A 24,954-nucleotide genomic window follows, 5' to 3' on the forward strand; every position below is an offset into this window, starting at 1 on the left:
GTGGGTGGCGGCTGGCGGTTGGTGGCCGCGTGGGGTGGCGGCGGCACGGGGTCGGGGCGCAGCAGTCGCGCTGCAGTAGGGGTGCCCGGAGCCGGACCGCGGTGGGTGGTAGGCGGTAGGCGCGGTAGGGGTGTTGAGGGGTGGGGCAGGGGCGCTACTGGCCGGCCGCCACGGCGGCAGGGGGAGCGGTCGTGGACGCGGCCGTGGTCGCCACGACGGCCGGTGCGGTGGCCGGCGCGGCTGCGGGTGCGGCTGCGGGTGTCGGTGCTGTTGTGGGTGCGGGGCGGAGGGCGTCCGGGGCCGGACCGGGGCCGCCGCCTGCCCTCGTTCCGGAGCCCGCCCCGGAGCCGGAGCCGGCCCCGGCGATCACGGCAAACCCGCCGGATCGGTTTCGGACACCGGGCCGGCCTGCGGAGACGGGTTCGCCGAGCGTCCCGGTTGTTGCGGGAACGGATGTGCTCGGGCCCTCCGGGGCGGCCAGCGGGGAACGTGCGCCGGACCGCGCGCCGACCGGCGCCGTCGCGCGTACCGGCACTCCCGCCGCGGCCTTCCGGAGCCGCCGGTCGGAGTGGACGTCCGGCCGGGGCGAGGGCGCGTTCCGTGCGGCGAGGACCTGGCCGACGGCCTCCGGCAGGCCGGCCGCCTTCAGCGTCGGCCGGTAGCCGCTCTCCGCCCACGGCCGACCGTGGTGCAGCCAGACGCTGCGCAGCCCGGTCAGTTCGGCGCCGGCGATGTCGGCGGGTGCGTGGTCCCCGATCATCCAGGTGTGCTCGGCCCAGTCCCCGGTGGGGGCGATGCCGCACCGCTGGGCGGCCATCTCGAAGATCAGCGGGTCCGGTTTGACGCAGTCGGCCTCCTCCGAGATGACCCAGCCGTCGACCAGCGGGCCCAGCCCGGTCCGTCGGATCTTCTCCAACTGCGGCCGGGTGCCGCCGTTGCTGACGATCCCGAGCGTCCACCCGGCCGCCCGGGCGGCCCGCAGCGCCTCGATGTGCCGGGGCGGGCAGTGGATGTGGGAGTTGATGCCGCGTCGATAGTGGGCAATCAGGAAGTCGGCGGTGACGTCCAGCCCGTAGCGGCGCCGAACCGCCGACAGTACGGTGCTGCGCGGAACGTAACCGCCCCCGTCGAGGGTGACGAACCAGTCGAGGTCGCCCGGGGGGAGGCCGTGTTCGGACAGGAAGTCCTCTGCCCAGGCCCGGTAGGCGGCGTCCCGGGGCAGCAGGGTGTTGTCGAGGTCGAACAGGAGCAGGGGCATGCCAAGCATGGTGCCAGCGGCCGTGCCTATGCACGTGGCAAATGCCAGTCGGCGTCCCGAAGCCGTACGGAGTGGCTGAAACGGCCTCCGCACCTCCGTGGCGGGTGGTGGCGCACGCGGCGGTTGGGCCTGTTGGGGCAGGTCGGACGTCACGGTTCGCGATCGGTGGCAACGGATCGTCGCCGATCCATGACAGTCCGGTCACGGTGTCCCGTGGGGCTGTTGCGCCGTCCGGTCCGGTCCGTCAAGCTCCTGGGAACCTCCTTTCCGGCTTTCCGGAGGGGGCGCGATCGCCTGTGGACGGGGCGCACCGCCAGGGCGGGCGCATCCCCCTTTCGCGGGAACAACGTCGCTCGGTGGCTTCCTCGCTGGGCGGGGCCCCAGGCCCGTCGTACTCTGAAAGGAACAGGTCACATACGGTGCTGCGCGGCGCAGACCGACGTCATCCCGTGGGCGGGCCTGCTGCCCGGGCAGCGTTGTTCTCCTCTCCTGTCGGCCCCTCTCCATCGAAGAGCCGTGAGCCATGGCTGGTTTTGAGCCTCCCCGACCGGTTGAACCGGACACGTCCCGCAGTGCGGGCCCGGAAGGCGGTCCTGCCCTCGATCGTTCCGATCGCTCCGACGGGCGGGCCGGGGTTCCTGCCGGCCGGCGCAGTGACGACCACCGTGAACACCAGCGCGAGCACCGCGGTGAACGCCTCGGCGGCGACCGCGGCGACTGCGGTGAAGGCAGCGACCACAGTGACCGCAGTGACCACACCGACGGCGCCGACAGCGATGCCGACGGACGGGCCGAGGCCCGTGCCGAGGCTTCGGAGGGTGCCTCGGGCGTACGGACCGCACGCGAGCGGCCCGACGCCGCCGAAGGCGCCGAGGCGGCCGGAACGGCCCGTGTGGCCCGGTCGGCCGACGCGGCACAGTCGGCGGAGCCAGGAGATCCCGGCCCCGGGCACGACGGCCGCGACGGCGTTCCGGGCTTCGCTCGCGCTCTGCGCGGCCTCACCCGTCGGGGCAGCCTGGCCCGGCGCGACCGCCCAGGGCCCCGCCAGCGGCGTGGCGAGCCCCCGGCCGACCCCGCGGGGGCTCCGGTGACGGGCCGCATGGGTCCGGGCGCCGAGCGCCCGGAAGCGGCCTCCGGTGCGGTCGGCCCGCTGGGCGGGCACGCCGAGCCGACCGGGCAGGACGCCCCGGCGCCGTCTCTCGACCCGGTGTTCCAGCACGGCGTGGTGGTCGGCTTCGACGGCTCGCTGTCGAGCGAGCGCGCCCTTGCCTACGCCGTCGGCATGGCGCGCCGCTCGCAGTGCGGCCTGGTGATCGTGCACGTCGCCAACCGCCTGCCCGCCACGGTCTGGGCAGGCTGCGAGCCGCCCGTCTTCGTCGACCTCCCCGACCACCGGACGGAGGTCCTGGGTCTGGAGCTCGCCTGCGCGGACTTCCTCACCGGCGTGCCGTGGATCCTGGTCGAGCGCGGAGGGGACATCTGTCACGAGATCGAGGAGGTCGGCCGCGAGTACGCCGCCGACGCGATCGTCGTCGGCACGACGCACGGCCTGCTCGGCAAGATCTTCGGCTCGGTCTCCGGACGGCTGGCGCGGCGGGCCAACCGCCCGGTGATCGTGATCCCCTGAGGCCTTGTGCCTGTGGCTTCTCCCGAAGCCTCCGTGAGGTCTCCTCCTGATGCCTCCTCCGCCGCGCTGCTCCCCAACTCTCGTCGGGGGGCAGCACGTTGACTGGCGTGCCGGCCCGGTGGGCGTGACGTGGCGCGGCTCAGGAGGCGACCATCAGGACATGGTCGTCACGAACCGATGCCGAGCTCCCGGGCGATGAGCATGCGCTGGACTTCGGACGTGCCCTCCCCGATCTCCAGGATCTTGCAGTCGCGCCAGAACCGGGCGACCGGGAATTCGTTCATGAAGCCGTACCCGCCGTGGATCTGGGTCGCCTCGCGGGCGTTGTCGACGGCGGCCTCGGACGAGTACAGCTTCGCGATCGCGGCCTCCTTCTTGAACGGTTCGCCGTGCAGCAGCCGGGAAGCGGCGTCCCGCCAGGCCAGGCGGGAGGTGTGGGCGCGCAGCTCCATGTCGGCAAGCTTGAACTGGATGGCCTGGTTGGCGCCGATCGGCCGGCCGAAGGCCCGGCGCTCGCCGGCGTACTTCACGGACTCGTCGACGCAGCCCTGGGCCAGGCCGGTGGCCAGGGCCGCGATCGCGATGCGGCCCTCGTCGAGGATCCGCAGGAACTGGGCGTAGCCTCGGCCACGCTCGCCCAGCAGGTTGGCCGCGGGAACGCGGCAGTCGGTAAAGGACAGTTCGCGGGTGTCGGATGCGTTCCACCCGACCTTCGAGTACTTCTTCGAGACCTGGAAGCCGGGGGTCCCGGTGGGCACGATGATGGAGGAGATCTCCCGTACAGGCGAGCGGAATTCGCCCTCTTCACTCGAACGAGCGATCGGTTCGGTGAGCGCGGTGACGGTGACGAGGCCGGTGATGTCGGTGCCGGAGTTGGTGATGAAGCACTTGGTCCCGTTGATGACCCACTCGTCGGTGGCCTCGTCGTACCGCGCCGTGGTCCGGGTGGCCCCCGCGTCCGAACCGCCCTCCGGCTCGGTGAGGCCGAAGGCGCCGAGGAGTTCGCCCGAGGTCAGCCGGGGCAGCCACTCGCGCTTCTGCTCCTCGGTGCCGAACCGGTAGATCGGCATCGCGCCGAGCGAGACGGCGGCCTCCAGGGTGATCGCCACCGAGGAGTCGACGCGGGCGAGTTCCTCCAGGGCGAGGCCGAGGGCGAAGTAGTCGCCGCCCATGCCGCCGTACTCCTCCGGGAAGGGCAGGCCGAAGAGCCCCATCCGCCCCATCTCGCGGACGATCTCGTACGGGAACTCCTCCCGCTCGTAGAACCCGCCGATCTTCGGCGCCACCACGTCCTGGGCGAACTCCGCGACGGTGCGCCGCAGTTCCTCGTACTCGCTGCTGAGCCTGTGGTCGAGCATGGTGATCCTCCTGGCGCCCGGCCGGGTCGGCCGCGGACGTGAGCGGGATGACCGGCGTCCGTCGGACGGTATGACGGACGAACGGTGTGACTGAGGGATTGGTGTCGAGCGATGCGGGGTGGTGCGCGGCGCCGGCCGGACGGTGCGGGCGGCCGGCCGGCGCCGGGGAGGGAGCGGGCGGGTCAGCTCCCGGAGGAGCCGAGCAGCGCCTGGACGGTGCGGGACGGGCTCGGGCGACCGAGGCGATCCGCCATCCAGCCGCTGGTCGCGACGAGGGAGCGCAGGTCGACGCCGGTCCGGACGCCGAGCCCGTGCAGCATCCAGACCAGGTCCTCGGTGGCCAGGTTGCCGGTGGCGCTCTTCGCGTACGGGCAGCCGCCCAGGCCGCCCGCCGAGGCGTCCACCGTGGTGACGCCCTCGCGCAGCGCCGCCAGGGTGTTGCTGAGCGCCTGGCCGTAGGTGTCGTGGAAGTGCACGGCGAGCCGCTCGACCGGGACGCCGGCCCGCGCGAAACCCGCCAGCAGGGCGGTGACCTGGCCCGGGGTGGCCACCCCGATGGTGTCGCCGAGGCTCAGCTCCGCGCAGCCCAGTTCCAGCAGCTGCACGCCGTACCGGACCACCTGCTCGACCGGGACGGGGCCCTCCCACGGGTCGCCGAAGCACATCGAGAGGTAGCCGCGGACCGCGACCCCGGCCTCGGTGGCCCGGGCCACGACCGGGCGGAACATCTCCATGGCCTCGTCCGCCGAGCGGTTGAGGTTGCGGCGGGCGAAGGTCTCGGTGGCGCTGGCGAACACCGCGACGTCGGTGGTGTGGTGGGCGAGCGCACGGTCCAGACCGCGCTCGTTGGGCACCAGCACCGGCAGCCGCAGGCCGGGGTGACGCTCCGGCAGGCCGGCGAGCCGGGGGACCAGCTCCTCGGCGTCGGCCAGCTGCGGTACCCATTTCGGGTGAACGAAGCTGGTGGCCTCGACGGTCCGCAGCCCGGCGGCCGCGAGCCGGGCGATGAACTCGGCCTTGACCTCGACCGGCACCAGGGACTTCTCGTTCTGCAGGCCGTCGCGCGGCCCGACCTCGTGGACCCGGACCTCCTCGGGCAGGCCGGGGGCGCGGACCGGGTCGGGCAGGCCCAGGTCGAGGGCGTCGGGCTCGCGGGCGGGGACGGGGGCCGTCACGACCGGACCTCCGCGGGCTCGGCGGGTGCGGCGGTCGGCACAGCGGGGCCGTCCTCGCCGGCCGCGTCCTCGGCCGGGGTGACCACGACCAGCAGGTCCTCCATCGCGACGGTGGCGCCGGCGGAAGCCCGCAGTTCGGCCACCACGCCGTCGTGCGGCGCGGCGATCACGTGTTCCATCTTCATGGCCTCCAGCACGAGCAGGGGCTGTCCCTTGCGGACCGTCTCGCCCACCGTGGTCTTGACGACGGTGACGGTGCCGGGCATCGGGGCGGTCAGGGCGCCGTGGTGCGCGCCGGCCCCGGCGGCGCTCTCGACGACCGGGTCGTAGGCGTGCAGCGGCCAGGCGTCGCCCTCGACACCGAGCCAGGTCACCGGTCCGGCGGCGAGGCCGGGGGTGGCGTCGGTGGCCAGCGAGAACGTGGTCCGGAGGCCGTCGACGGTCAGGTGCAGCCGGTCGCCGGCCAGGGCCGCGCGGGCGCGGTGCGCGGGGCCCTCGTCGAGCCGGAGCTCCAGTTCGCGGGCGGGCCCACCGGAATTGTCAGTGGCATCGGCTACGTTGCCCGCAGTGATCGAACGGATGCGCACCGACACCGGATCCTGGCCGGGGGTACGGAGTCGGTGGGTGGTCCAGGCGGGGGTGCCGCCCAGGCGCCAGCCGGAGGGAAGGGAGAACGGGTCGGTCCAGCCGCTGGGATCGGCGGGCGGAGTGAGTTCCAGGTGCCGTGCCAGCGCGGCCGCGTAGTAGAGGAGGTGAGCGGGCGACGGCGGTTCGTCCGCCGCGGGCGCGTCAGAGGTGGTCGCGTTCGCGGGGGAGTACGGCGCGGCGAGCAGGGCCGGCTGCTCCTGGGCCGTCCGCTCCACCAGGCCGGTGTCCAGCCGACCGGCGGCGACCTCGGGGTGTGCGAGCAGTCGGCGCAGGAAGCCGGTGTTGGTGGTGACGCCCAGGATGCGGGTGTCGGCCAGTGCCGCGCGGAGCCGGCGCAGCGCGGTCGGGCGGTCGGGCCCGTACGCGATGACCTTGGCGAGCATGGGGTCGTAGGCGCTGGTGACGACGGTTCCGGGGGCCACCCCGGAGTCGACGCGGATGCCCTCGCCCCGGGGCTCGTCCAGGGTGAGGATGCGGCCGCCGGTGGGCAGGAAGTCCCGTTCCGGGTCCTCGGCGCAGATGCGGGCCTCGATGGCGTGGCCCAGGAAGGAGATGTCGGACTGGGTGAAGGTGAGTGCTTCGCCGGCGGCGACGCGCACCTGCCATTCGACCAGGTCGAGGCGGTCGGCGTCCGCGCCGACCGCGACGGCGAGCTCGGTGACGGGGTGTTCCACCTGGAGACGGGTGTTCATCTCCATGAAGAAGAAGTCCCGCACCCCCTCGGCGGGGGAGGCGGGGGCGTCCGGGTCGATGCCGGGGACGATGAACTCCACGGTGCCGGCGCCGGTGTAGCCGCAGGACTCCGCGGCGCGGACGGCCGCGGCGCCCATCGCGGCGCGGGTCTCGGCATTGAGCAGAACGGAGGGAGCCTCTTCGATCAGTTTCTGGTGGCGGCGCTGGAGGCTGCACTCGCGCTCGCCGAGGTGGACGGTGGTGCCGTGGGCGTCGGCGAGCACCTGCACCTCGATGTGGCGCGGCCGGTCGACCCAGCGCTCCAGCAGCAGGGTGTCGTCGCCGAAGGCGGTGCGGGCGACCCGGCGGGCCGCGGCGATCTCGGTGGGCAGGTCGGCGCTGTCCCGCACGAGGCGCATGCCCTTGCCGCCACCGCCGGCGGACGGCTTGAGCAGTACCGGGTAGCCGATCTCGTCGGCGGCGGCGACGAGATCCTCGTCGGTGGGAGCGGTGGCCTGGCTGCCGGGGACCACCGGCACGCCGGCGGCCCGGACGGCCTCCTTGGCGTTGATCTTGTCGCCCATCAACTCGACCGCACCGGGAGGTGGTCCGATGAAGACGAGGCCCGCGTCGGCGCAGGCGCGGGCGAAGCCGGGGTTCTCGGCGAGGAAGCCATAGCCGGGGTGGACGGCCTGGGCGCCGGTGCGGCGGGCGGCGGCGAGGATCTGGTCGGTCCGCAGATAGGTCTCGGTCGCCGAGCTGTCGCTGCGGCCGGACGGGCCGAGCCGGACCGCGACGTCGGCCTCGCGGACGTGCGGCGCGTCGGCGTCCGCGTCGCTGAACACGGCGACCGAGCGGACGCCGAGCCGCCGCAGGGTGCGGATCACCCGGAGGGCGATCTCGCCGCGGTTGGCGACCAGAACTGTGTCGAACATGGGAGGCGTTCCTCCGGGTCGAGGGGAGCCGTACGAAGGAGGTGGCGGATGGGCGATCGGGGCGCCGGCCCAAGTGGGCCGGCGCCGCAGGGAGTCACGCCCGGAAGGGAGGGGTCACGGACGCAGGGGTGACACGAGGACGGATCACATGCGGAAGACGCCGTAGGGAGCGGGCGGCGCCAACGGGGCGTTGGCGCAGGCGGTGAGCGCGAGTCCGACGACGGTGCGGGTGTCCATCGGGTCGATCACACCGTCGTCCCAGAGCCGGGCGGTGGCGTAGTAGGCGTTGCCCTGGCGCTCGTACTGCTCGCGGACGGGGCGCTTGAACTCCTCCTCCGCCTCGGTCGGCCACTGCTCGCCGTGCGCCTCCAGCTGGTCGCGGCGGACGGTGGCGAGGACAGAGGCCGCCTGTTCGCCGCCCATCACGGAGATCTTGGCGCCCGGCCACATCCACAGGAAGCGAGGTGAGTAGGCCCGGCCGCACATCGAGTAGTTGCCGGCTCCGTACGAGCCGCCGATCACCACGGTCAGCTTCGGGACACGGGTGCAGGCGACGGCGTTGACCATCTTGGCGCCGTGCTTGGCGATGCCACCCGCCTCGTACTGCCGGCCGACCATGAACCCGGTGATGTTCTGGAGGAAGAGGAGGGGGATGCCGCGCTGGTCGCACAACTCGATGAAGTGGGCGCCCTTGAGGGCCGACTCGGAGAACAGGACGCCGTTGTTGGCGACGATGCCGACCGGGTGGCCGTGGATCCGGGCGAAGCCGGTGACCAGGGTCGAGCCGTACTCGGCCTTGAACTCGGCGAACCGGCTGCCGTCCACCAGACGGGCGATCACCTCGCGCACGTCGTAGGGCGTGCGCGGGTCGACCGGCACGGCCCCGTACAGGCCCGCCGGGTCGACGGCCGGCGGCTCGACCGGGGTCAGCGGCCACGGCTTGGTCTCGCGCGGGCCGAGCCCGGCGACGATCGTGCGGACGATGGAGAGGGCATGGGCGTCGTCCTCGGCCAGGTGGTCCGTCACGCCCGAGGTGCGGGAGTGCAGCTCGCCACCGCCCAGTTCCTCGGCGGTGACCACCTCGCCGGTGGCGGCCTTCACCAGCGGCGGGCCGCCCAGGAAGATCGTGCCCTGGTTGCGGACGATCACGGCCTGGTCGCTCATCGCCGGGACGTACGCGCCGCCGGCCGTGCACGAGCCGAGCACGGCGGCGATCTGCGGGATGCCCGCGGCGGAGAGCCTGGCCTGGTTGTAGAAGATCCGGCCGAAGTGGTCGCGGTCCGGGAAGACCTCGTCCTGCATCGGGAGGAAGGCGCCGCCGGAGTCCACCAGGTAGACGCAGGGCAGCCGGTTCTCCAGCGCGACCTCCTGGGCGCGCAGGTGCTTCTTCACCGTCATCGGGTAGTAGGTGCCGCCCTTGACGGTGGCGTCGTTGGCGACCACCACCACCTCGCGCCCGGCCACCCGGCCGATGCCGGCGATCACGCCGGCCGCGGGCGCCGCACCGTCGTACATCCCGTCGGCGGCCAGCGGGGCCAGCTCCAGGAAGGGGGAGGCCGGGTCGAGCAGGGTGTCCACCCGGTCGCGGGGCAGCAGCTTGCCGCGGGTGGTGTGCCGGGCGCGGGCCTTGGCACCGCCGCCCAGGGCGGCCGCGTCGAGCTTCGCGCGCAGCTCGGCGACCAGGGCCCGGTGCGCCTCGGTGTTGGCGCGGTAGGCCTCGGAACCCGGGTCGGCGGAGCTGCCGAGCCGGGGCGCCGGTGCGGCGGCTGCGGACGGCGCGGCACCGGGTGCCGCCGCCGTGCCGGTCGCTGCGCTGAGCCGGACGCCGGCGGTTGTGCCGACGGTTGAGATGACCATTCCCAAGAGCTCCCTTGCCCTCGGCACCAGGTGGGCAGCCGGGTGCGGTCCGCCTGTGATCGCCACGTTAATTAACGTTAACTTACGCAGCCAGGTTAACGGCCGATAACCCGACTGTCTACGATGGGCGGTATGCCGAACGTCCCCGCCGCCTCCGCGCTCAGCCGCCGTGACCAGATCCGCCGGGAGGCCGCGAGGCTGTTCGCCGCGCGGGGCTTCCTCGGCGTGGGCGTGGACGAGATCGGCAAGGCGGTCGGAATTAGCGGCCCCGGGCTCTACCGCCACTTCGCCGGCAAGGACGCGATGCTCGCGGACCTGCTGATCGGCATCAGCGAGCGCCTGCTGGACGAGGGGCGCCGGCGGGCCGGCCGCGGCGAAGGCCCGGCTGCCACGCTGGACGCGCTGATCGGCGGCCACGTCGACTTCGCCCTGGACGACCGCGACCTGATCACCCTCCACGACCGTGAGCTGCTGAACCTCAAGGAGGAGGACCGGCGTACCGTCCGCCGGCTCCAGCGCGGCTACGTCGAGCTGTGGGTGGAGGTGGTCCGGCAGGCCTACCCGCCGCTGGCCGACCCTGCCGCCGAGCCGGTGGCGCGGGCCGCCGTGCACGCCGTCTTCGGCCTGATCAACTCGACCCCGCACAGCCTCGGCTCGAACCCCGACCAGGGTGAGCGCACCGCCCTCCAGCGCGACGGCATGGCGGCCCTGCTCCACACCCTCGCTCACGGCGCGTTCGCGGCGGCGGCGGAGTCGGCCGCCGCCGCGACAGTCACGGCGGCCACGGCAGCCGCGGGGCCCGCGGGAGCCTGAGCTCCGTGCCCCAGAGAACGCCCCCGCCCGGGTCGCCCCCTTTCCGGCTGCGCCCTGCCCGGTCGCGCCAACGCCTCCGCGCCCTTCGGGTGGCGGCCAGGTGGGGGACGGCCGGGCGGTGAAGGGTTCGGCGGAGAATGGTCGGGGAGTAAAGGTTTCGCCGGTGAAGGCCTCGACGGCTGCCCGTCCCGAGGCCTAGTCCCAAAGGACGGCGTCCACCCACCCCTGGCCGCTGGGCGCCGCGAAGGCCGTCGGCGATGCTGGAGACGGCCGGGAGAGAGCGGGCCGGGCGGGTGTTCGATCGGGAATCACCGCAGGCCGCGGGCTGTTGGCCAGTCCGCCGGACCGGACGATCCGGGCTGCCCCGGCCCGCCCCGAACCCACCCGGGCCGGAAACGTCATGGCGGCCACCCGACGAAATGGTTAGCATCTCTAAATATGCCTGAGACTCACGGATCCACGGCGGAGCAATCCCCGAGCGGCCCCCCAGCCCCCGGCTCGACCCCGGAGGTCCCCGTCGACGGCCCGCAGGCCGGCGTCGAGAACACCGGGCCCACTGAGAACACCGAGCGCACCGAAAAGGCCGAGCGCACCGAGAGCATCGAGCCCGCCGGGAGCACCGGGCCCGCCGAGGGCGCCGAGCCGGCCGGCTGGCTGCGCCGTCTGGTCGGCTACAGCTGGCGCTCCCGCCGCAGCCTGCTGCTCGCCTTCGGCGCCTCGCTCCTCGGCATGGCCGTCACCGCGCTGGTGCCGCTGGTCACCAAGCTGATCATCGACGACGTCATAGTCGCCCACACCAGATCGCTGGCCCCCTGGGCGGTGGTGCTGCTGCTCGCCGCCCTCGTGGTCTTCGGCTGCACCCAGGTCCGCCGCTACTACGGCGGCCAGCTCGCGGTCGACGTCCAGCACGACCTGCGCAGCGACCTGTTCCGCTCGCTCGGCCGGCTCGACGGCCACCGCCAGGACCGGTTGGACACCGGCCAGGTGGTCGGGCGCGCGACCTCGGACCTCCAACTGGTCAACGGCCTGCTCTCGATGTTGCCGATGATGACCGGCTATCTGCTGATGTTCGTCATGTCGCTGGTCGTGATGCTCTGGCTGTCCCCGCCGCTCACCCTGATCGCCCTGGTCATGGGCCCGGCGCTGTGGTGGGTCTCGGTGCTCAGCCGCAAGCGCCTCTTCCCCTCCACCTGGGCCGCCCAGCAGGAGGCGGCCGCCGTCGCCGGCGTGGTGGACGGCGCGATCGGCGGCGTCCGCGTGGTCAAGGGCTTCGGCCAGGAGGCGCAGGAGCTCGACAAGCTGGAGGCGGCCTCCCGCAACCTCTTCGCGGCCCGGCTCCGTTCGATCCGGTTGAACGCCCGCTACAACCCGGCGATGCAGGCGATCCCGGCGCTCGCCCAGGTCGGCGTCCTGGCCTTCGGCGGCTGGCTGGCCGTGGACGGGAGCGTCACGCTCGGCACCTTCGTCGCCTTCTCCACCTACGTCGCCCAGATGACCGGTCCGGTGCGGATGCTGACCATGGTCATCACCGTCGGCCAGCAGGCCCGGGCCGGCGTCGAGCGCGTCCTGCAGCTGATCGACGAGCGCCCGCTGGTCCAGGAGCGCCCGGACGCCCGCACCCTGGACCTCGCGCACGGCGAGATCCCGCACGGCACCGCCGCCGGAACCACCTCTGGAACCACCTCTGGAACCACCTCCGGAACCCCCACCGTCGGTGCGCGGACCCCCGACGTCGCCCTGGAGTTCGACCGGGTCGAGTTCCGCTACGACCCCGAGCACCCCTCCCCCGTCCTGCACGGCCTCAGCCTGAAGCTGGCCCCCGGCGAGACCCTCGCGCTGGTCGGCGCCTCCGGCTCCGGCAAGTCGACGGTGGCCCAGCTGGTGCCCCGCTTCTACGACCCGGCCGCCGGCACCGTCCGCCTGTACGGCCACGACCTGCGCGACCTCACCCTGGACTCGGTCCGTGCGACGGTCGGCATCGTCCCCGAGGAGAGCTTCCTCTTCTCCGAGTCGGTCCGCACCAACATCGCCTACGGCCGCCCGGACGCCACGGACGAGCAGGTGGTCGCCGCCGCCCGCGCCGCCCAGGCCGACGAGTTCGTCCGCGCGCTGCCGGACGGCTACGACACCAGGGTCGGCGAGCAGGGGCTGACCCTCTCCGGCGGCCAGCGCCAGCGCATCGCACTGGCCCGGGCGATCCTCACCGACCCCCGGATCCTGCTGCTGGACGACGCCACCTCGGCGGTGGACCCGCAGATCGAGGCGGAGATCCACGACGCGCTGCGCTCGGTGATGACCGGCCGCACCACGCTGCTGATCGCCCACCGCCGTTCGAGCCTCCAGCTCGCGGACCGGATCGCCGTGCTGGAACGCGGCCGGCTGCTGGACCTCGGAACGCACGAGGAGCTCGAGGCCCGATGTCCCCAGTACCGGGCCCTGATCACCGACCCCGAGGCCGGTCGCGACACCCGGCGGTCCACGCCCGACTCCACTCCTGAGTCCACCCCCGAGTCCACCCTCGATCAGGCCCCCGATCAGGCACCCGACGAAGCCCCGGGGCAGCCGGCAGGTCAGCCGGCCACCGATGGCGCCCCCACCGGCGACACCCCCGGAACCGGGCCCCGGTCCATCCTCGAGACCTCCGCCCCCGAGACCTCTGCCCTCCCCACCCCAGCGCTCCCCACCCCGGCCCTGGCCAAGGCCGCCCGCACCGCCGACCCCGACCTGCTGGAGAAGGTCGCCGCCCTCCCGCCCGCCTCCGACACCCCGGCCGTCCCCCGCGCCGAGGCCGAGGCCGGGGATCCCGACTTCACCCTGCGTCGCCTGCTGCGCCCCTTCCGCGTCCCGCTGCTCATCGCCCTGCTGCTGGTCGCCCTGGACGCGGCGGCCGGACTGGTGCTGCCGGTGCTGATCCGGCACGGCATCGACGAGGGCGTCCGCAAGGGCCTGATGTCCGGCGTCGCGGTGGCCGCGCTCGCCGCACTCGTCGTGGTCCTCCTGGACTGGGTGGTGCAGGGCGCCGAGAACCGGGTCAGCGGCCGCACCGGCGAGCGCGTCCTCTACACGCTCCGGCTCAAGATCTTCGCCCACCTCAACCGGCTGGGCCTGGACTACTACGAGCGCGAGCTGACCGGCCGGATCATGACCCGGATGACCACCGACCTGGACTCGCTGACCTCCTTCCTCCAGACCGGCATGGTCACCGCCGTGGTCAGCCTGCTGACCTTCGCCGGGATCTTCGCCGCCCTGCTGATCATCGACGCTGGCCTGGCCCTGGTGGTCTTCGCCGTCCTGCCGCTGCTGGTGATCGCCACCCTGGTGTTCCGCAAGAAGTCCAAGGACCAGTACGAGCGCTCCCGCGACCTGATCGGTACGGTCAACGCCGACCTCCAGGAGAACGTGGCCGGCATGCGGATCGTCCAGGCCTTCCGTCGTCTGGACACCAACACCGACCGCTTCGTGGCCCGCGGCATCGCCTACCGCGAGGCCCGGGTCCGGGCCCAGCTCTACATCTCGCTGTACTTCCCGTTCGTCCAGTTCCTCTCCAGCGTGGCCGCCGCGCTGGTGCTGATCGTCGGCGCGGCCCGGGTCGACGCGGGGACCCTGACGGTCGGTGCGCTGGTCGCGTACCTGCTCTACATCGACCTGTTCTTCGCGCCGGTCAACCAGCTGTCCCAGGTGTTCGACGGGTACCAGCAGGCCTCGGTGGGCCTCGGCCGGATCCGCGAGCTGCTGCGCACCCCGACCACCACCGCCGAGGCGGCCGACCCGGTCCCGGTGGCCAAGGGCCTGCGCGGCGAGATCTCCTTCGAGGGCGTCGGCTTCGCCTACAACGGCGGCGCGGACGGCGCCCCGACCGTGCTGAGCGGAGTGGACCTGCACATCCCAGCCGGGCAGACGGTGGCGCTGGTCGGCGAGACCGGCGCCGGCAAGTCGACGCTGGTGAAGCTGGTCGCCCGGTTCTACGACGCGACGGAGGGCACCGTCCGGGTGGACGGGGTCGACCTCACTCGCTACGACCTGGCGCAGTACCGCCACCGCCTGGGCGTGGTGCCGCAGGAGGCGTACCTGTTCGCGGGTACGGTCCGCGAGGCGATCGCCTACGGTCGGCCGGACGCCTCGGCGGCCGAGGTGGAGTCGGCGGCCCGGGCGGTCGGCGCCCACGACATGATCGTCCGACTCTCGGGCGGCTACGACCACGAGGTGGCCGGTCGCGGGCGGAACCTCTCGGCGGGCCAGCGCCAGCTGATCGCGCTGGCCCGGGCCGAGCTGGTCGACCCGGACATCCTGCTGCTCGACGAGGCCACCGCGGCGCTCGACCTGGCCACCGAGGCGGCGGTCAACCAGGCCGCCGACCGGCTCAGCGGCGGCCGGACCACCCTGGTCATCGCCCACCGTCTGACCACCGCCGAGCGCGCGGACCGGGTGGTCGTGCTGGACCACGGCCGGGTGGTCGAGGACGGCACGCACACCGAACTGCTCGCCCGGGGCGGAACCTACTCCCGGCTCTGGCAGGCGTTCATCGCCGACGGCCACCCGGCGGTCGAGACCGTCGCCGCCATGTAGGGCCGCTGCGACCAGGGGCAGCTGCGCCCCCGGGTCCGTTCCGCACCCGGGGCTGCCCCGCACCGGGGCCGCGCCCTACCCGCACGCCGTCTGGCGGATCCTCACACGAGGTCCGTCAGGCGGCGATCAGCGAGGCCAGCAGCCCCGAGGCATCGATCCCGCGCGGCAGTTCGCTCACCTGCCCGTCCCCGACCTCGACCACGCGCCAGCCGGAGCCGTCCGCCCGGCTGGCGAGGTCGGTGGTGACGAAGCGGCAGCCGAGTCTGCGGACCAGCGCCGGGACGTCGGTGAGATCGGGCTCGACGGCCCGGCGCGGGGCGTCCGGGTGCGGCCCGACCAGGACGGGCCGGCCGTCCAGCCACCACACCCGGGCCTCCACAGCGCGCCCACCGCTCTCCGGTGCGCCGCCGTCCGTGTGCTCCGGCCCGATGGGGCCGACGGCGCCGGCCGCGCCGCGCCTCGCGGCCGCGTCACTCGTACCGGCCGGTCCCTCCGCCGGGACGCCCGCGCCCTCGAACTCCTCGTACCGTCGCAGCACCACACCGCCCGCCAGGAACTCGCCCTGCAGCTCGACGAACCGCTCCACCACCCGGCCGACCGCCGTCAGGTCGGCCAACTCCGGCACGTAGCAGGCCTCGAGCCACTCGTGCTTGCGCGACTTCACGTAGTCCTTGACGATCGCCGGTCCGTGCCCGCCGAGCCGGGCCGCGGCCTCCGCCAGCTCCGCCGGCCCGGGCGGCACCGCCCCGTCGGACGGGATCCACGCACTGGCCGGCGTCGCACCCTCGAACACGCCGTACCAGCCGGGCAGTTCGTGGGCGGCCGCGTACCCGGGCGCGCTGGTCAGCAGGTTGCCGCCGCGGGCGGTGAGCGCGGCGGCGAAGTCGGCGTACCGGGCGGAGGGCAGCATCCAACCCCGGTACCAGAGCGGTCCGCTGTCCCGCGGCACCCGCCGGACGGCCTCGTCGGCCCGTCCGGCGAGCAGCCCGTCGTGGTCGACCAGGTGGTGCTCGCCGCCCAACTCCCGCAGCATCCTGGCCTCCCAGGCGAAGTGCGGGTCGGGCCGGCGCGGGTTGAGCGGATCGGCGGGGAAGATGATCGCGGGTACGGGCATGGCCGTCAGGGTACGGCCGGCGGGCTGATCCCGCGCCCGCCACGACGGACCGGCCGGCCCGAGCACCCCGACCGGAGTGCCGAATCCCCTCGACGCCCCGGGCGGCCGCTGCGAGAGTGACCCGATGCGAAATCTGCTGCGATCCCGCAAACGCAGGCCGAGGCAGGCCGCCCGCACGGTGGTCCTGGACGGGAACGGCTCGGTCTTCCTGCTCCGTTCGGACAACGACGAGGTCGGCGTGCACTGGACCATGCCGGGCGGCGGACTGGAGCCGGGCGAGACACCGTGGGAGGGCGCCCGGCGCGAGCTGTGGGAGGAGACGGGCTGGAGCGATCTCGAACCCGGCCCGCTGCTCTGCACATGGGAGCACGACTTCACCTGGCACGGTACCCCGGTCCGCCAGCACGAGCACATCTATCTCACCGGCGGACCGCACCGCGGCCCGGTCGGCGACGTCAGCGAGGTGCACGCCGTCGACCGGATCCTGGACTGGCGCTGGTGGACCCCGGCGGACCTCGCCGACGAGAACGCCGACGCGCTCTGGCCGCCCGCGCTGCCGGAACTGCTGGACGCTGTCCGTACGGGCTGGGTCGTGGACGGGCGACCGCCGGTGCCCGTCGACCTCGGGTACGTCCCGAACGCTCCGGCCACCCGTCAGGCCCGCTAGACCGCTGAACTGCTGACCCGCTGAACCGCCGGCCCGTTGGCCCGCTGAACCGCTGGGCCCATCGGTCCGCCGGCCCCGGCGCCGAACGGCGCCCGGCGGAGCGGCTACGCGCGCCCGCCGCGTCGGGTCCGCCCGGCCGGGCCGGCCGGAGCGGGCTCCCACCCGTGCAGTTCCAGCTCCCGGTCGTGCAGCGCGGCGGGGTTCATCAGCACCGTCAGCCGGGCGCCGACCAGCTGCTCGGAGCCGAGCCCGGTCGCGGACAGCAGCTGTTCGGTCGGCACCGAGACGGCGATGGCGGGCCGCCAGGAGGGCAGCACCACCAGACAGGTGCCGCGGCCGACCTTGATCGGCCGGGCCGCCACCCGCACCGGTGCGCGCTCCTCCGGTCGGCCGAGGGGCTCGGCCGGTCCGGGGCTGCCGCCGATCAGGATGCCGAGCGGAGGGTTGCTCCACGAGGTCCCGGTGCCGGGGCCGGCGGCGGTGACGGCGTCGACCGCAGCGAAGCCGAGGGCGTCCTGGCCGGCCCCGAACGACGGCCCCTGCGCCGCGAGTTCCTCCGCACCGGCGCGTTCGCCCGCCCGGCCGGCGGCGCCCGGCAGGCCCGCCCCGGTCGGGCCGGACGCGGCCGTCTCCCGTGCGGTCGCCCCCTGTCCGTTCTGGGCGGCCTGCGGGTGCATCCGGCGCAGTCGCCGTGAGGGCGAGGGCCGCCGGTAGCCCAGGATCCGCGGCTCTTCGCGCACCGGGCGCGGCGCCGCCCCGGAGCGGCTGACGTCCGACGGTGCGGCGGCGGGCAGCTGCCGGACGAACCCGGCGTCGGCCCCGCCCCGGTCCGGCCCATCGAGGGTGTCGGGTGCTGCGGCAGCGATGCCCCCGGAGAAGTCGGGCGCGGCCGGACCGTTCCCGGCCTGAACATCGGCGTCGCCCTGCGCGCCGGCATCCGCGCCGAGCAGGGCCCAGATCTCGGCGACCGGTCGGCGGCACGCGTCCGCCAGCTCGGCGACGGAACGCCCCCGGGCGTGCGCGGCCCGCAGCCGGTCGGCGAACGCCGCCCGCAGCCGTGCCGTGGTCGGGTCGCCGCCGGTCGGAGGGCCGTGGTCCTCCGGGCCGACCGCCCGCGGAACGGGCGGCGCCTCCGCGTCGCTCCGGCTGCGCGGCCGCGGCACCGTGTCATGGCGCACCGTGTCCTGCCACGCTGTGCCGCCCTGGCGCGGCGCACCCATCGAACCCACCGCACCCACCACACCCACCGGGACTCCGGACGCGGCCGCACCGGGCTCGGCGGCGGTCGCGATCGAGCACATCGGAACGGCCGCGGCGGGCGGGCCGGTCTCGGCGGGTGGAGGCGAGGACCCGGCGCTGTCCCCGGGCGCGCCGGGCAGGGACGGGTCGGTTGCGGTGGTGTGGAGCGAGGTCATCGGCGGGCCCTTCGGGGAACGGTTCCGACGATCCTCCCGCACGGCGCGATCAGCTCCAAGCGTCGAACCCGATGGTGTGCGCGATACCACCGTGGGATGGTCGCGGGGCCGCCCCGGGATCGTCCAAGACAGCGCAGGGCGAACACTGTTGCCACACGACCGGAGCTGCGGCCTGTGCTGTTCGCCGCCCCCGACCCCGCCCCGCCGGGTGTGATCAACTTCCGGGCGCGACAAAGCCCTTGAGGTCGGCGAGCACCGCGTTGGCCGCCATGACTCCGAGCCCGAGGAACCAGGTCTCGTCCGAAACCGGCCGGGCCTGACCGGACTTGACCGCACCGAGCGTCTTCCAGAGCGCACCGCCCAGCACCGCGTCCTGGTTGGTCGAGCTGGGGCTGCCGTACACGCCGTAGAAGATCCAGTCGGCGTCGGCCTTGTCGATCTGCTCCGGGCTGACCTCCACCGCGAGCTCCTGGACCCGTTCGGTCTCGGGCTGCGGCAGCGGCACGTCGGTGAGGATGGTGCCGATGAACGAGAGCTCGGCGTAGAGCCGGGTCCGGCCCGGCATGAAGCGCAGCGGGGTGATGGTGGGGCGCTTGTCGCCGAGCTTCGCGCCGATCGCGGCGGCGGACGCCTGGTACGCGTCGAGCTGGGCCTTGGCTTCGGCCTCCAGGCCGAACGCGCTCGCGTTGAGCAGGAAGTTCTGCTTCCAGGGGTAGCCGGGGCGCAACGAGAAGACGGTCGGCGCGATCTTGGACAGCTGCGCGTACTGGTCCTGGGCGCGCAGCTGGCTGCCGAGGATCAGGTCCGGCTTGAGCGCGGCGATGGCCTCCAGGTTGAGGCTGTTGATGGTGCCGACGGCGGCGGGGCTGCCGGCCTTGTCCCTGAGGTAGGACGGCAGGGACTTCGAGCCGTCGGTGTGGACGACGCCGACCGGCTGGATGCCGAGGGCGACGACGTTGTCGAGCTCGCCGGTGTCCAGCACCACGACCCGGGTGGGCCTGGCCGGGATGACGGTCTCGCCCATCGCGTGCCTGAGGGTGCGCGGGTAGACGCCGGGGGCGGCGTCGGTGCCGAAGCCCTTCATCTTCTCGATCACGGTGGCGTAGTCGTCACCGCCCTGCTTGACCGACTTCTGGTTCGGGGAGGAGCCACCGCCGGCCGGGGTCGAGCCGCCGCTGCCTCCCGATCCGCCCGATCCGCCCGATCCACCGGATCCGCCCGAGCTGCCGCAAGCGGTGAGCAGCCCGCCGAGGCCGAGGACCGCTCCTCCGGCGATCGCCGCGGTGAGGAACCTGCGGCGGCCGGCGGTGCGGGGGGCGGTGCGGGCGACGGGGGCCAGGTCGTCGGGGGTGGGGGGCACGCGACGCTCCATTCACGATCGAAATTAGGTTAGGCAAACCTATCCGACTCGGGGCGACAGGGTCGCGGGCCGCTCGCGCCAGGGGGGCAAATCATGCTGAATCTTGGCAAAAGGAAGAAAATTCCTTGGGCCAACTCCTTTGAAACAAAGGTACATGGGTTAACAAGCCGTAAATACATCAGCCCGAAGGGCCTGCTTGGGAACGAATCGAAGCAAGTGGTTTAGATCACCAAGGGTTGGTCTACTCAACCTTCCATGCCCGCATCTAGGGTGCGCTGGTGTTTGATCAGCAGCTCTCAGAGCACACGAGCAGCGGCCGGGCAATGGCGCCCGGCGCTCCGCAGGGTGCCCCGGTCAGTGGCATCAGTGGTGGAGTCCCCGCGGGTCAGGGGACGGCTGGGGGAGCGGGGGACAAGGGTCTACGGGGTGGTTCCGTCGGCCTGCTGAGCAGCGTGGTGCTGGGCGTCTCGACGGTCGCCCCGGTCTACTGCCTGACCGCCACGCTCGGCCCGACCGTCACCGCGGTCGGCGTCCAGATGCCCGCGGTGTTCCTCGCGGGCTTCCTGCCGATGCTGCTCGTCGCGTTCGCGTACAAGGAGCTGAACAAGGACTTCCCGGACTGCGGAACGTCCTTCACCTGGGGTGTGCGGGCCTTCGGCCCCCGGGTCGGCTGGATGGCCGGCTGGGGTCTGACGGTGGCGACCATCATCGTGCTCTCCAACCTGGCCGGGGTCGCGACCGACTTCCTGTACCTGATGCTCGGGGAGATGACCGGCAGCAGCTGGGTCACCGAACTCGACCAGAACAAGGCCGTCCACCTGCTCACCGTGGTCCTGCTGATCGCCGGCGCCACCGCGATGAGCTACCGGGGGATGACCGCCACCAAGTGGTTCCAGTACAGCCTGGTCGGCCTCCAGCTGGCCGTGCTGCTGCTCTTCTCCGCCATCGCCATCGGCAAGGCCGCCTCCGGCGACCTGCCCGACTCGATCGGCTTCTCCTTCTCCTGGCTCAACCCGCTCGAGGTCAGCTCGTTCAGCGCGTTCACCGCCGGACTGTCGCTGTCGATCTTCATGTACTGGGGCTGGGACACCTGCCTGACCATGAACGAGGAGACCCAGGGCAGCGCCAAGACCCCGGGCCGCGCCGCGATGATCTCCATGGTCACCCTGGTCGGCTCGTACCTGCTGGTCGCGATCGCCTCCCAGATGTTCGCGGGCGTCGGCAGCACCGGCAACGGCCTCGGCAACCCGGCCACCGCCGACAACGTGTTCGCCGCGCTGGCCCGTCCGGTGCTCGGCTCGCCGTGGAGCATCCTGCTCTTCCTGGCCGTCGTCGCCAGCGCCGCCGCCAGCCTGCAGACCACCTTCATCCCGGTGGCCCGCACCCTGCTCGCGATGAGCGCCTACCGCGCCGTGCCGCCGCGCTTCGGCGCCGTCCACCCGCGCTTCCGCACCCCGGGCTACGCCACCGTCGCGGCGGGCATCGCCACCGCGGTCTTCTACGTGGGCATGAGCCTGATCAGCGAGAACGTCGTCCAGGACACCATCCTGGCGCTCGGTCTGATGATCTGCTTCTACTACGCGCTGACCGCCTTCGCCTGCGTCTGGTACTTCCGCCGCTCGCTGCGCACCGGCGTCCGCGACCTGCTGCTCAAGGGCGCCGCCCCGCTCCTCGGCGGGGTACTGCTCACCGCGGTCTTCCTACAGACCCTCACCGACGCCTGGGACCCGGACTACGGCAGCGGTTCGGTCTTCGGCATCGGCTCCGTCTTCGTGATCGGCGTCGGCATCCTGCTGCTCGGCGCCTGCCTGATGACCTGGTACGGCTTCATCCGGCCGGAGTTCTTCCGCGGCGAGACGCTGACCAAGGACACCCAGGCACTGGTCGTGGAGGACTGACACCAGTACTGTTGAGCGCATGAAGCGTTTCACGGGCCTGTGCTGGTGGCCGTCCTAGGACGGCTACCACACTCGCCTGAGCAGGGCCGTCCGGGATGGACGGCCCTGCTGCGTTTTCCGCGCCCCGCGCTCCCCGCAGAACGGGCCCCTCGCCCCGGACGGCAGACCACCACCGCCGCACCGAGGAGAGACCTTGACCACCACGCCCGCGTCCGCCGCCGCCGTCGCGCCCACCGCCGTTGGCGTCGCCACGTCCGTCCCGTCCGGCACGACCGGCACGGCCGTCCCGTCCGTTCCGTACGACGACGACCCGACCGCCCACCGCGTCCTCACCGGGGACCGCCCCACCGGACCGCTCCACCTCGGCCACTACTTCGGCACCCTGCGCAACCGCGTCCGGCTCCAGGACCAGGGCGTCGAGATGTTCGTCGTGGTCGCCGACTACCAGGTCATCACCGACCGCGACCTCGCCGACCGGCTCGCCGAGCACACCGAGAACCTCGTCCTCGACTACCTCGCCGCCGGCCTCGACCCCGAGCGGGCGACGATCTTCCCGCACAGCGCCGTCCCCGCCCTCAACCAGCTGCTGCTCCCCTTCCTCAGCCTGGTCAGCGTCGCCGAACTGCGCCGCAACCCCACCGTCAAGGACGAGATCACCCACTCCCGGCAGTCCGCCGTCAGCGGGCTGATGTTCACCTACCCCGTCCACCAGGCCGCCGACATCCTCTTCTGCAAGGCCGACCTGGTCCCGGTCGGCCAGGACCAGCTGCCCCACCTCGAAGTCGCCCGCACCGTCGCCCGCCGCTTCAACGAGCGCTACCCGCACGCCGACGGCAGCGCCGTCTTCCCCCGCCCCCAGGCCCTGCTCTCCGACGCCCCGATGCTGCTCGGCACCGACGGCGGCAAGATGAGCAAGAGCCGGGGCAACGCCGTCGCCCTCGGCACCACCGAGGACGAGACCGCCCGGATCATCCGCGGCGCCCGGACCGACGCCGACCGCCGGATCGGCTACGACCCGGTCAACCGGCCCGAGGTCTCCAGCCTCGTCCTGCTCGCGGCCCTCTGCCAGGACCGCACCCCCGTAGCCGTCGCCGAGGAGATCGGCGACGGCGGAGCCGCGGTGCTCAAGCGCACCGTCACGGAGTCCGTCAACGAGTTCCTCCGCCCGATGCGCGCCCGCCGCGCCGCACTCGCCGCCGACCGGGGCCACCTGCGGCAGGTCCTGCGCGACGGCGCCGAACGGGCCAACGCCGTCGCCGACGCCACCCTCGCCGAGGTCCGGGAGGTGATGGGGGCGGCGATCTGAAGAGCACTCACCGCCGGGCACCGGCCGGGCGGGGGACATCGGCCGGTTGACACGGGGCATATCGTCACCGGGCGGTCGCGGCCACGACGCGACCGCCCGCACCCCGATCCCGCGCCCGAAAGGTGGCCCGGCCCATGGACCAGCACCCGACCACACCCGGCCAGGGGCTGACCCGCCCGCCGCACCTGCGCCCCGGCGACCACATCGCCGTCGTCGCCCCAAGCGGCCCCATCGACGCCGAACGCCTCGCCGCCGGCTGCGCGATCCTCCGCTCCTGGGGGTTGCGCGTCACCGTCGCCCCGCACGTCCTCGACACCCACCCCACCCTCCGCTACCTCGCCGGCACCGACGCCGACCGCGCCGCCGACCTCCAGACCGCCTGGCTCGACCCCACCGTCGACGCCGTCATCTGCGCCCGCGGCGGGTACGGCGTGCACCGCCTGGTCGACCTGCTCGACTGGACCGCCATGCGCGCCGCCGCGCCCAAGCCCTTCATCGGCTTCAGCGACGTCAGCTCCCTGCACGAGGCCTTCGCCCAGCGCCTCGGCCTCGCCACCCTGTACGGCCCGCTGGCCGCCGGGGCCTCCTTCGTCGCCGACGGCCCGACCGCCGAGCACCTGCGCCGCACCCTCTTCGACCCGGCCGCCGTCACCGTCCTCACCTCACCCACCGCCGCCCCGCTCGTCCCCGGCCGGGCCCGCGGCGTCACGGCCGGCGGCTGCCTCCACGTCCTCACCGCCGAGCGCGGCACACCCGCCGCGCGGTCCTCCTACGAGGGCGGCATCCTGCTGCTCGAAGACGTGAACGAGCACCCCTACCAGCTCGACCGGCTGCTCACCCAGCTCCTGCGCTCCGGCGCCCTCGACGGCGTGGCCGGCGTGGCCCTGGGCTCCTGGGAGGGTTGCGGACGGCCCGAGCGGGTCCGGGACGTGATGCTCGACCGGCTCGGCGGGCTCGGTGTTCCCGTGCTCTGGGAACTGGGCTTCGGCCACTGTCCCTCCACCCTCACCGTCCCGCTCGGCGTTCCCGCCCTGCTCGACGCCGACGCCGGCACCCTGACACTGGACCAGCCCGCCCTCGCCGGCCGCTGAGCTCGGGACCCGACCCGACCCGACTCGGTGAGTCCGGCCCGTCCGGGGTCACCGAGCAAGGGGCACGCTGAACGAGGTGCGCCCTGAGTAAGGTGCCGCCATGAACGAGGACCGCCTCACCGCCCTTGCCCTCGGCTTCCTGCGCGGCCCGGGCAGCAACGCCCGCACGATCCTCGGACTTGCCGGCCCGCCCGGCGCTGGCAAGTCCACCCTGGCCCGCCGTCTGGTCGCCGAGGTCGAGCGCGCCGAAGGCCCCGGCAGCGCCGCCTACGTCCCGCTCGACGGCTTCCACCTCTCCGGGGCCCAGCTCGACCGCCTCGGCCTGACCCACCGCAAGGGGGCCCCGGCCACCTTCGACGCCCACGGTTACGTCGCCCTGCTGCGCCGCATCGCCGGCGACCGCTTCCAGGACATCTACGTCCCGGACTTCGACCGCACCCTGGACGAACCGGTCGCCGCCCGCCACGTGGTCCGCCCGCACACCCGACTCGTCATCACCGAAGGCAACTACCTCGCCTCCGCGGACACCCCCTGGCCCGAGGCCCGTCGACTGCTCCATGAGCTCTGGTACGTGCACACCGACGACGAGGAACGTGAGGAGCGCCTGCTCCGGCGGCACCGCGACGGCGGACGCGACGAAGCCGCCGCCCGCCACTGGGTCACCGGCAACGACCATCCGAACGGCGAGTACGTGAAGCCCGGCCGGGCGCTCTGCACCCGGACCGTCTCCGGGACGGGTTTGCCTTCGATCTCGGACAGGGGTAGTGTTCTCTAGTCGCTCGGCAGGGAGCACCGGACACGCATCGGCGCGGACGGTCCCGGGGCGGCCAATCCTCTGAAACACCACTTCCGGTTCGCGCCGGTCGTTTCGCTTTTTCGCGTGACGGCCTGGGGCTTATTCGGTGTGCTCGTTTTATCGGGTTGCGGTCGGATTCGCTTTTCGGAGCGGAGATCGGCTAGAGTTTGAAACGTCGGACAGGGCGTCAAGCCCCGGAAGACACCGGCGAGTTGGATGAACGAAGCCCCGGAAACGGAGCGGAAAACATCTGATAAGCTGGAAACACGAAAGAACGAAGCCCGGAGGGCCTGCTGGAAAGCAGTCCGAAGGAAGCGTCCGTTCCTTGAGAACTCAACAGCGTGCCAAAAGTCAACGCCAGATATGTTGACATCCCCGGCCTTGATCGTTTGATCGGG

The 24,954-nt window shown here is 73.2% G+C and carries 17 protein-coding genes; 8 read left to right on the top strand and 9 right to left on the bottom strand.

Annotation, left to right across the window (positions count from 1 at the left end):
* Positions 1-154 precede the first annotated feature (154 nt).
* Positions 155-1,258, bottom strand: a complete 1,104-nt coding sequence (locus tag ACGF13_RS30750; protein ID WP_392881308.1) for an HAD-IA family hydrolase — start codon at positions 1,256-1,258, stop codon at positions 155-157.
* Positions 1,259-2,357: 1,099 nt separating this feature from the next.
* Here ACGF13_RS30750 and ACGF13_RS30755 point away from each other — a divergent pair.
* Positions 2,358-2,885, top strand: coding sequence for a universal stress protein (locus tag ACGF13_RS30755; RefSeq protein ID WP_392881387.1), 528 nt, complete (start codon positions 2,358-2,360; stop codon positions 2,883-2,885).
* Positions 2,886-3,052: 167 nt separating this feature from the next.
* Here the strand turns inward: ACGF13_RS30755 and ACGF13_RS30760 are convergent, their stop codons facing one another.
* From ACGF13_RS30760 to ACGF13_RS30775, 4 genes are all read right to left on the bottom strand, one after another.
* On the bottom strand, positions 3,053-4,243 hold the full coding sequence (locus ACGF13_RS30760; protein WP_392881310.1) for an acyl-CoA dehydrogenase family protein: 1,191 nt from the start codon (positions 4,241-4,243) through the stop codon (positions 3,053-3,055).
* 182 nt (positions 4,244-4,425) lie between these two features.
* On the bottom strand, positions 4,426-5,418 hold the full coding sequence (locus ACGF13_RS30765) for a hydroxymethylglutaryl-CoA lyase (protein ID WP_392881312.1): 993 nt from the start codon (positions 5,416-5,418) through the stop codon (positions 4,426-4,428).
* The gene (locus ACGF13_RS30770; RefSeq protein WP_392881314.1) at positions 5,415-7,673 is read right to left on the bottom strand and encodes a biotin carboxylase N-terminal domain-containing protein; all 2,259 of its coding nucleotides are present in this window, start codon (positions 7,671-7,673) and stop codon (positions 5,415-5,417) included. The genes ACGF13_RS30765 and ACGF13_RS30770 overlap by 4 nt, the downstream gene beginning before the upstream one ends.
* A gap of 144 nt (positions 7,674-7,817) precedes the next feature.
* A complete protein-coding gene (locus ACGF13_RS30775) occupies positions 7,818-9,530 on the bottom strand; it encodes a carboxyl transferase domain-containing protein (RefSeq protein WP_392881316.1) in 1,713 nt (570 codons plus the stop codon).
* Between the two features lie 132 nt (positions 9,531-9,662).
* On the opposite strand from ACGF13_RS30775, the gene ACGF13_RS30780 reads away from it, so the two are divergent.
* Positions 9,663-10,343 carry a TetR/AcrR family transcriptional regulator gene (locus tag ACGF13_RS30780; protein ID WP_392881318.1) on the top strand — a complete coding sequence of 227 codons (681 nt, stop codon included), beginning with the start codon at positions 9,663-9,665 and terminating at the stop codon, positions 10,341-10,343.
* A gap of 438 nt (positions 10,344-10,781) precedes the next feature.
* The gene (locus ACGF13_RS30785; protein ID WP_392881321.1) at positions 10,782-14,909 is read left to right on the top strand and encodes an ABC transporter transmembrane domain-containing protein; all 4,128 of its coding nucleotides are present in this window, start codon (positions 10,782-10,784) and stop codon (positions 14,907-14,909) included.
* Positions 14,910-15,024: 115 nt separating this feature from the next.
* Here ACGF13_RS30785 and ACGF13_RS30790 read toward each other — a convergent pair whose 3' ends face one another.
* Positions 15,025-16,023 carry an ATP-grasp domain-containing protein gene (locus ACGF13_RS30790; RefSeq protein WP_392881323.1) on the bottom strand — a complete coding sequence of 333 codons (999 nt, stop codon included), beginning with the start codon at positions 16,021-16,023 and terminating at the stop codon, positions 15,025-15,027.
* A 124-nt stretch (positions 16,024-16,147) separates the two neighbouring features.
* Here ACGF13_RS30790 and ACGF13_RS30795 point away from each other — a divergent pair, with 124 nt between their 5' ends.
* A complete protein-coding gene (locus ACGF13_RS30795; protein WP_392881326.1) occupies positions 16,148-16,690 on the top strand; it encodes an NUDIX hydrolase in 543 nt (180 codons plus the stop codon).
* A gap of 104 nt (positions 16,691-16,794) precedes the next feature.
* Here ACGF13_RS30795 and ACGF13_RS30800 read toward each other — a convergent pair whose 3' ends face one another.
* Both ACGF13_RS30800 and ACGF13_RS30805 read right to left on the bottom strand, forming a co-directional pair.
* Positions 16,795-18,105, bottom strand: coding sequence for a hypothetical protein (locus tag ACGF13_RS30800; protein WP_392881329.1), 1,311 nt, complete (start codon positions 18,103-18,105; stop codon positions 16,795-16,797).
* A gap of 214 nt (positions 18,106-18,319) precedes the next feature.
* Positions 18,320-19,465 (bottom strand): ABC transporter substrate-binding protein, encoded by a 1,146-nt coding sequence (locus tag ACGF13_RS30805; protein ID WP_392881332.1) that lies wholly within the window; start codon positions 19,463-19,465, stop codon positions 18,320-18,322.
* 323 nt (positions 19,466-19,788) lie between these two features.
* Between ACGF13_RS30805 and ACGF13_RS30810 the strand changes: the two genes are divergently transcribed.
* The 4 genes from ACGF13_RS30810 to ACGF13_RS30825 all read left to right on the top strand — a co-directional run bounded on the left by ACGF13_RS30810 (position 19,789) and on the right by ACGF13_RS30825 (position 24,535).
* On the top strand, positions 19,789-21,363 hold the full coding sequence (locus ACGF13_RS30810; RefSeq protein ID WP_392881390.1) for an APC family permease: 1,575 nt from the start codon (positions 19,789-19,791) through the stop codon (positions 21,361-21,363).
* 193 nt (positions 21,364-21,556) lie between these two features.
* Positions 21,557-22,669 carry a tryptophan--tRNA ligase gene (gene trpS / locus ACGF13_RS30815; protein ID WP_392881335.1) on the top strand — a complete coding sequence of 371 codons (1,113 nt, stop codon included), beginning with the start codon at positions 21,557-21,559 and terminating at the stop codon, positions 22,667-22,669.
* 134 nt (positions 22,670-22,803) lie between these two features.
* Positions 22,804-23,760: an LD-carboxypeptidase gene (locus tag ACGF13_RS30820; protein ID WP_392881338.1), complete on the top strand. Its 957-nt coding sequence runs from the start codon at positions 22,804-22,806 to the stop codon at positions 23,758-23,760.
* Between the two features lie 100 nt (positions 23,761-23,860).
* Positions 23,861-24,535, top strand: a complete 675-nt coding sequence (locus ACGF13_RS30825; protein WP_392881340.1) for a nucleoside/nucleotide kinase family protein — start codon at positions 23,861-23,863, stop codon at positions 24,533-24,535.
* Between the two features lie 208 nt (positions 24,536-24,743).
* Here ACGF13_RS30825 and ACGF13_RS30830 read toward each other — a convergent pair.
* Positions 24,744-24,954: hypothetical protein (locus tag ACGF13_RS30830; RefSeq protein WP_392881343.1), on the bottom strand; the 211-nt coding region annotated here is incomplete at its 5' end.

The organism is Kitasatospora sp. NPDC048286, from assembly GCF_043201735.1.
In the GTDB taxonomy this organism is placed as follows: domain Bacteria; phylum Actinomycetota; class Actinomycetes; order Streptomycetales; family Streptomycetaceae; genus Kitasatospora.

Bases quoted from the DNA above. Each gene is read 5' to 3' on its own strand.
- ACGF13_RS30750 (WP_392881308.1), bottom strand. From the start codon at position 1,258: ATGCCCCTGCTCCTGTTCGACCTCGACAACACCCTGCTGCCCCGGGAC.
- ACGF13_RS30755 (WP_392881387.1), top strand. From the start codon at position 2,358: ATGGGTCCGGGCGCCGAGCGCCCGGAAGCGGCCTCCGGTGCGGTCGGC.
- ACGF13_RS30760 (WP_392881310.1), bottom strand. From the start codon at position 4,243: ATGCTCGACCACAGGCTCAGCAGCGAGTACGAGGAACTGCGGCGCACC.
- ACGF13_RS30770 (WP_392881314.1), bottom strand. From the start codon at position 7,673: ATGTTCGACACAGTTCTGGTCGCCAACCGCGGCGAGATCGCCCTCCGG.
- ACGF13_RS30775 (WP_392881316.1), bottom strand. From the start codon at position 9,530: ATGGTCATCTCAACCGTCGGCACAACCGCCGGCGTCCGGCTCAGCGCA.
- ACGF13_RS30780 (WP_392881318.1), top strand. From the start codon at position 9,663: ATGCCGAACGTCCCCGCCGCCTCCGCGCTCAGCCGCCGTGACCAGATC.
- ACGF13_RS30785 (WP_392881321.1), top strand. From the start codon at position 10,782: ATGCCTGAGACTCACGGATCCACGGCGGAGCAATCCCCGAGCGGCCCC.
- ACGF13_RS30790 (WP_392881323.1), bottom strand. From the start codon at position 16,023: ATGCCCGTACCCGCGATCATCTTCCCCGCCGATCCGCTCAACCCGCGC.
- ACGF13_RS30795 (WP_392881326.1), top strand. From the start codon at position 16,148: ATGCGAAATCTGCTGCGATCCCGCAAACGCAGGCCGAGGCAGGCCGCC.
- ACGF13_RS30800 (WP_392881329.1), bottom strand. From the start codon at position 18,105: ATGACCTCGCTCCACACCACCGCAACCGACCCGTCCCTGCCCGGCGCG.
- ACGF13_RS30810 (WP_392881390.1), top strand. From the start codon at position 19,789: ATGGCGCCCGGCGCTCCGCAGGGTGCCCCGGTCAGTGGCATCAGTGGT.
- ACGF13_RS30820 (WP_392881338.1), top strand. From the start codon at position 22,804: ATGGACCAGCACCCGACCACACCCGGCCAGGGGCTGACCCGCCCGCCG.
- ACGF13_RS30825 (WP_392881340.1), top strand. From the start codon at position 23,861: ATGAACGAGGACCGCCTCACCGCCCTTGCCCTCGGCTTCCTGCGCGGC.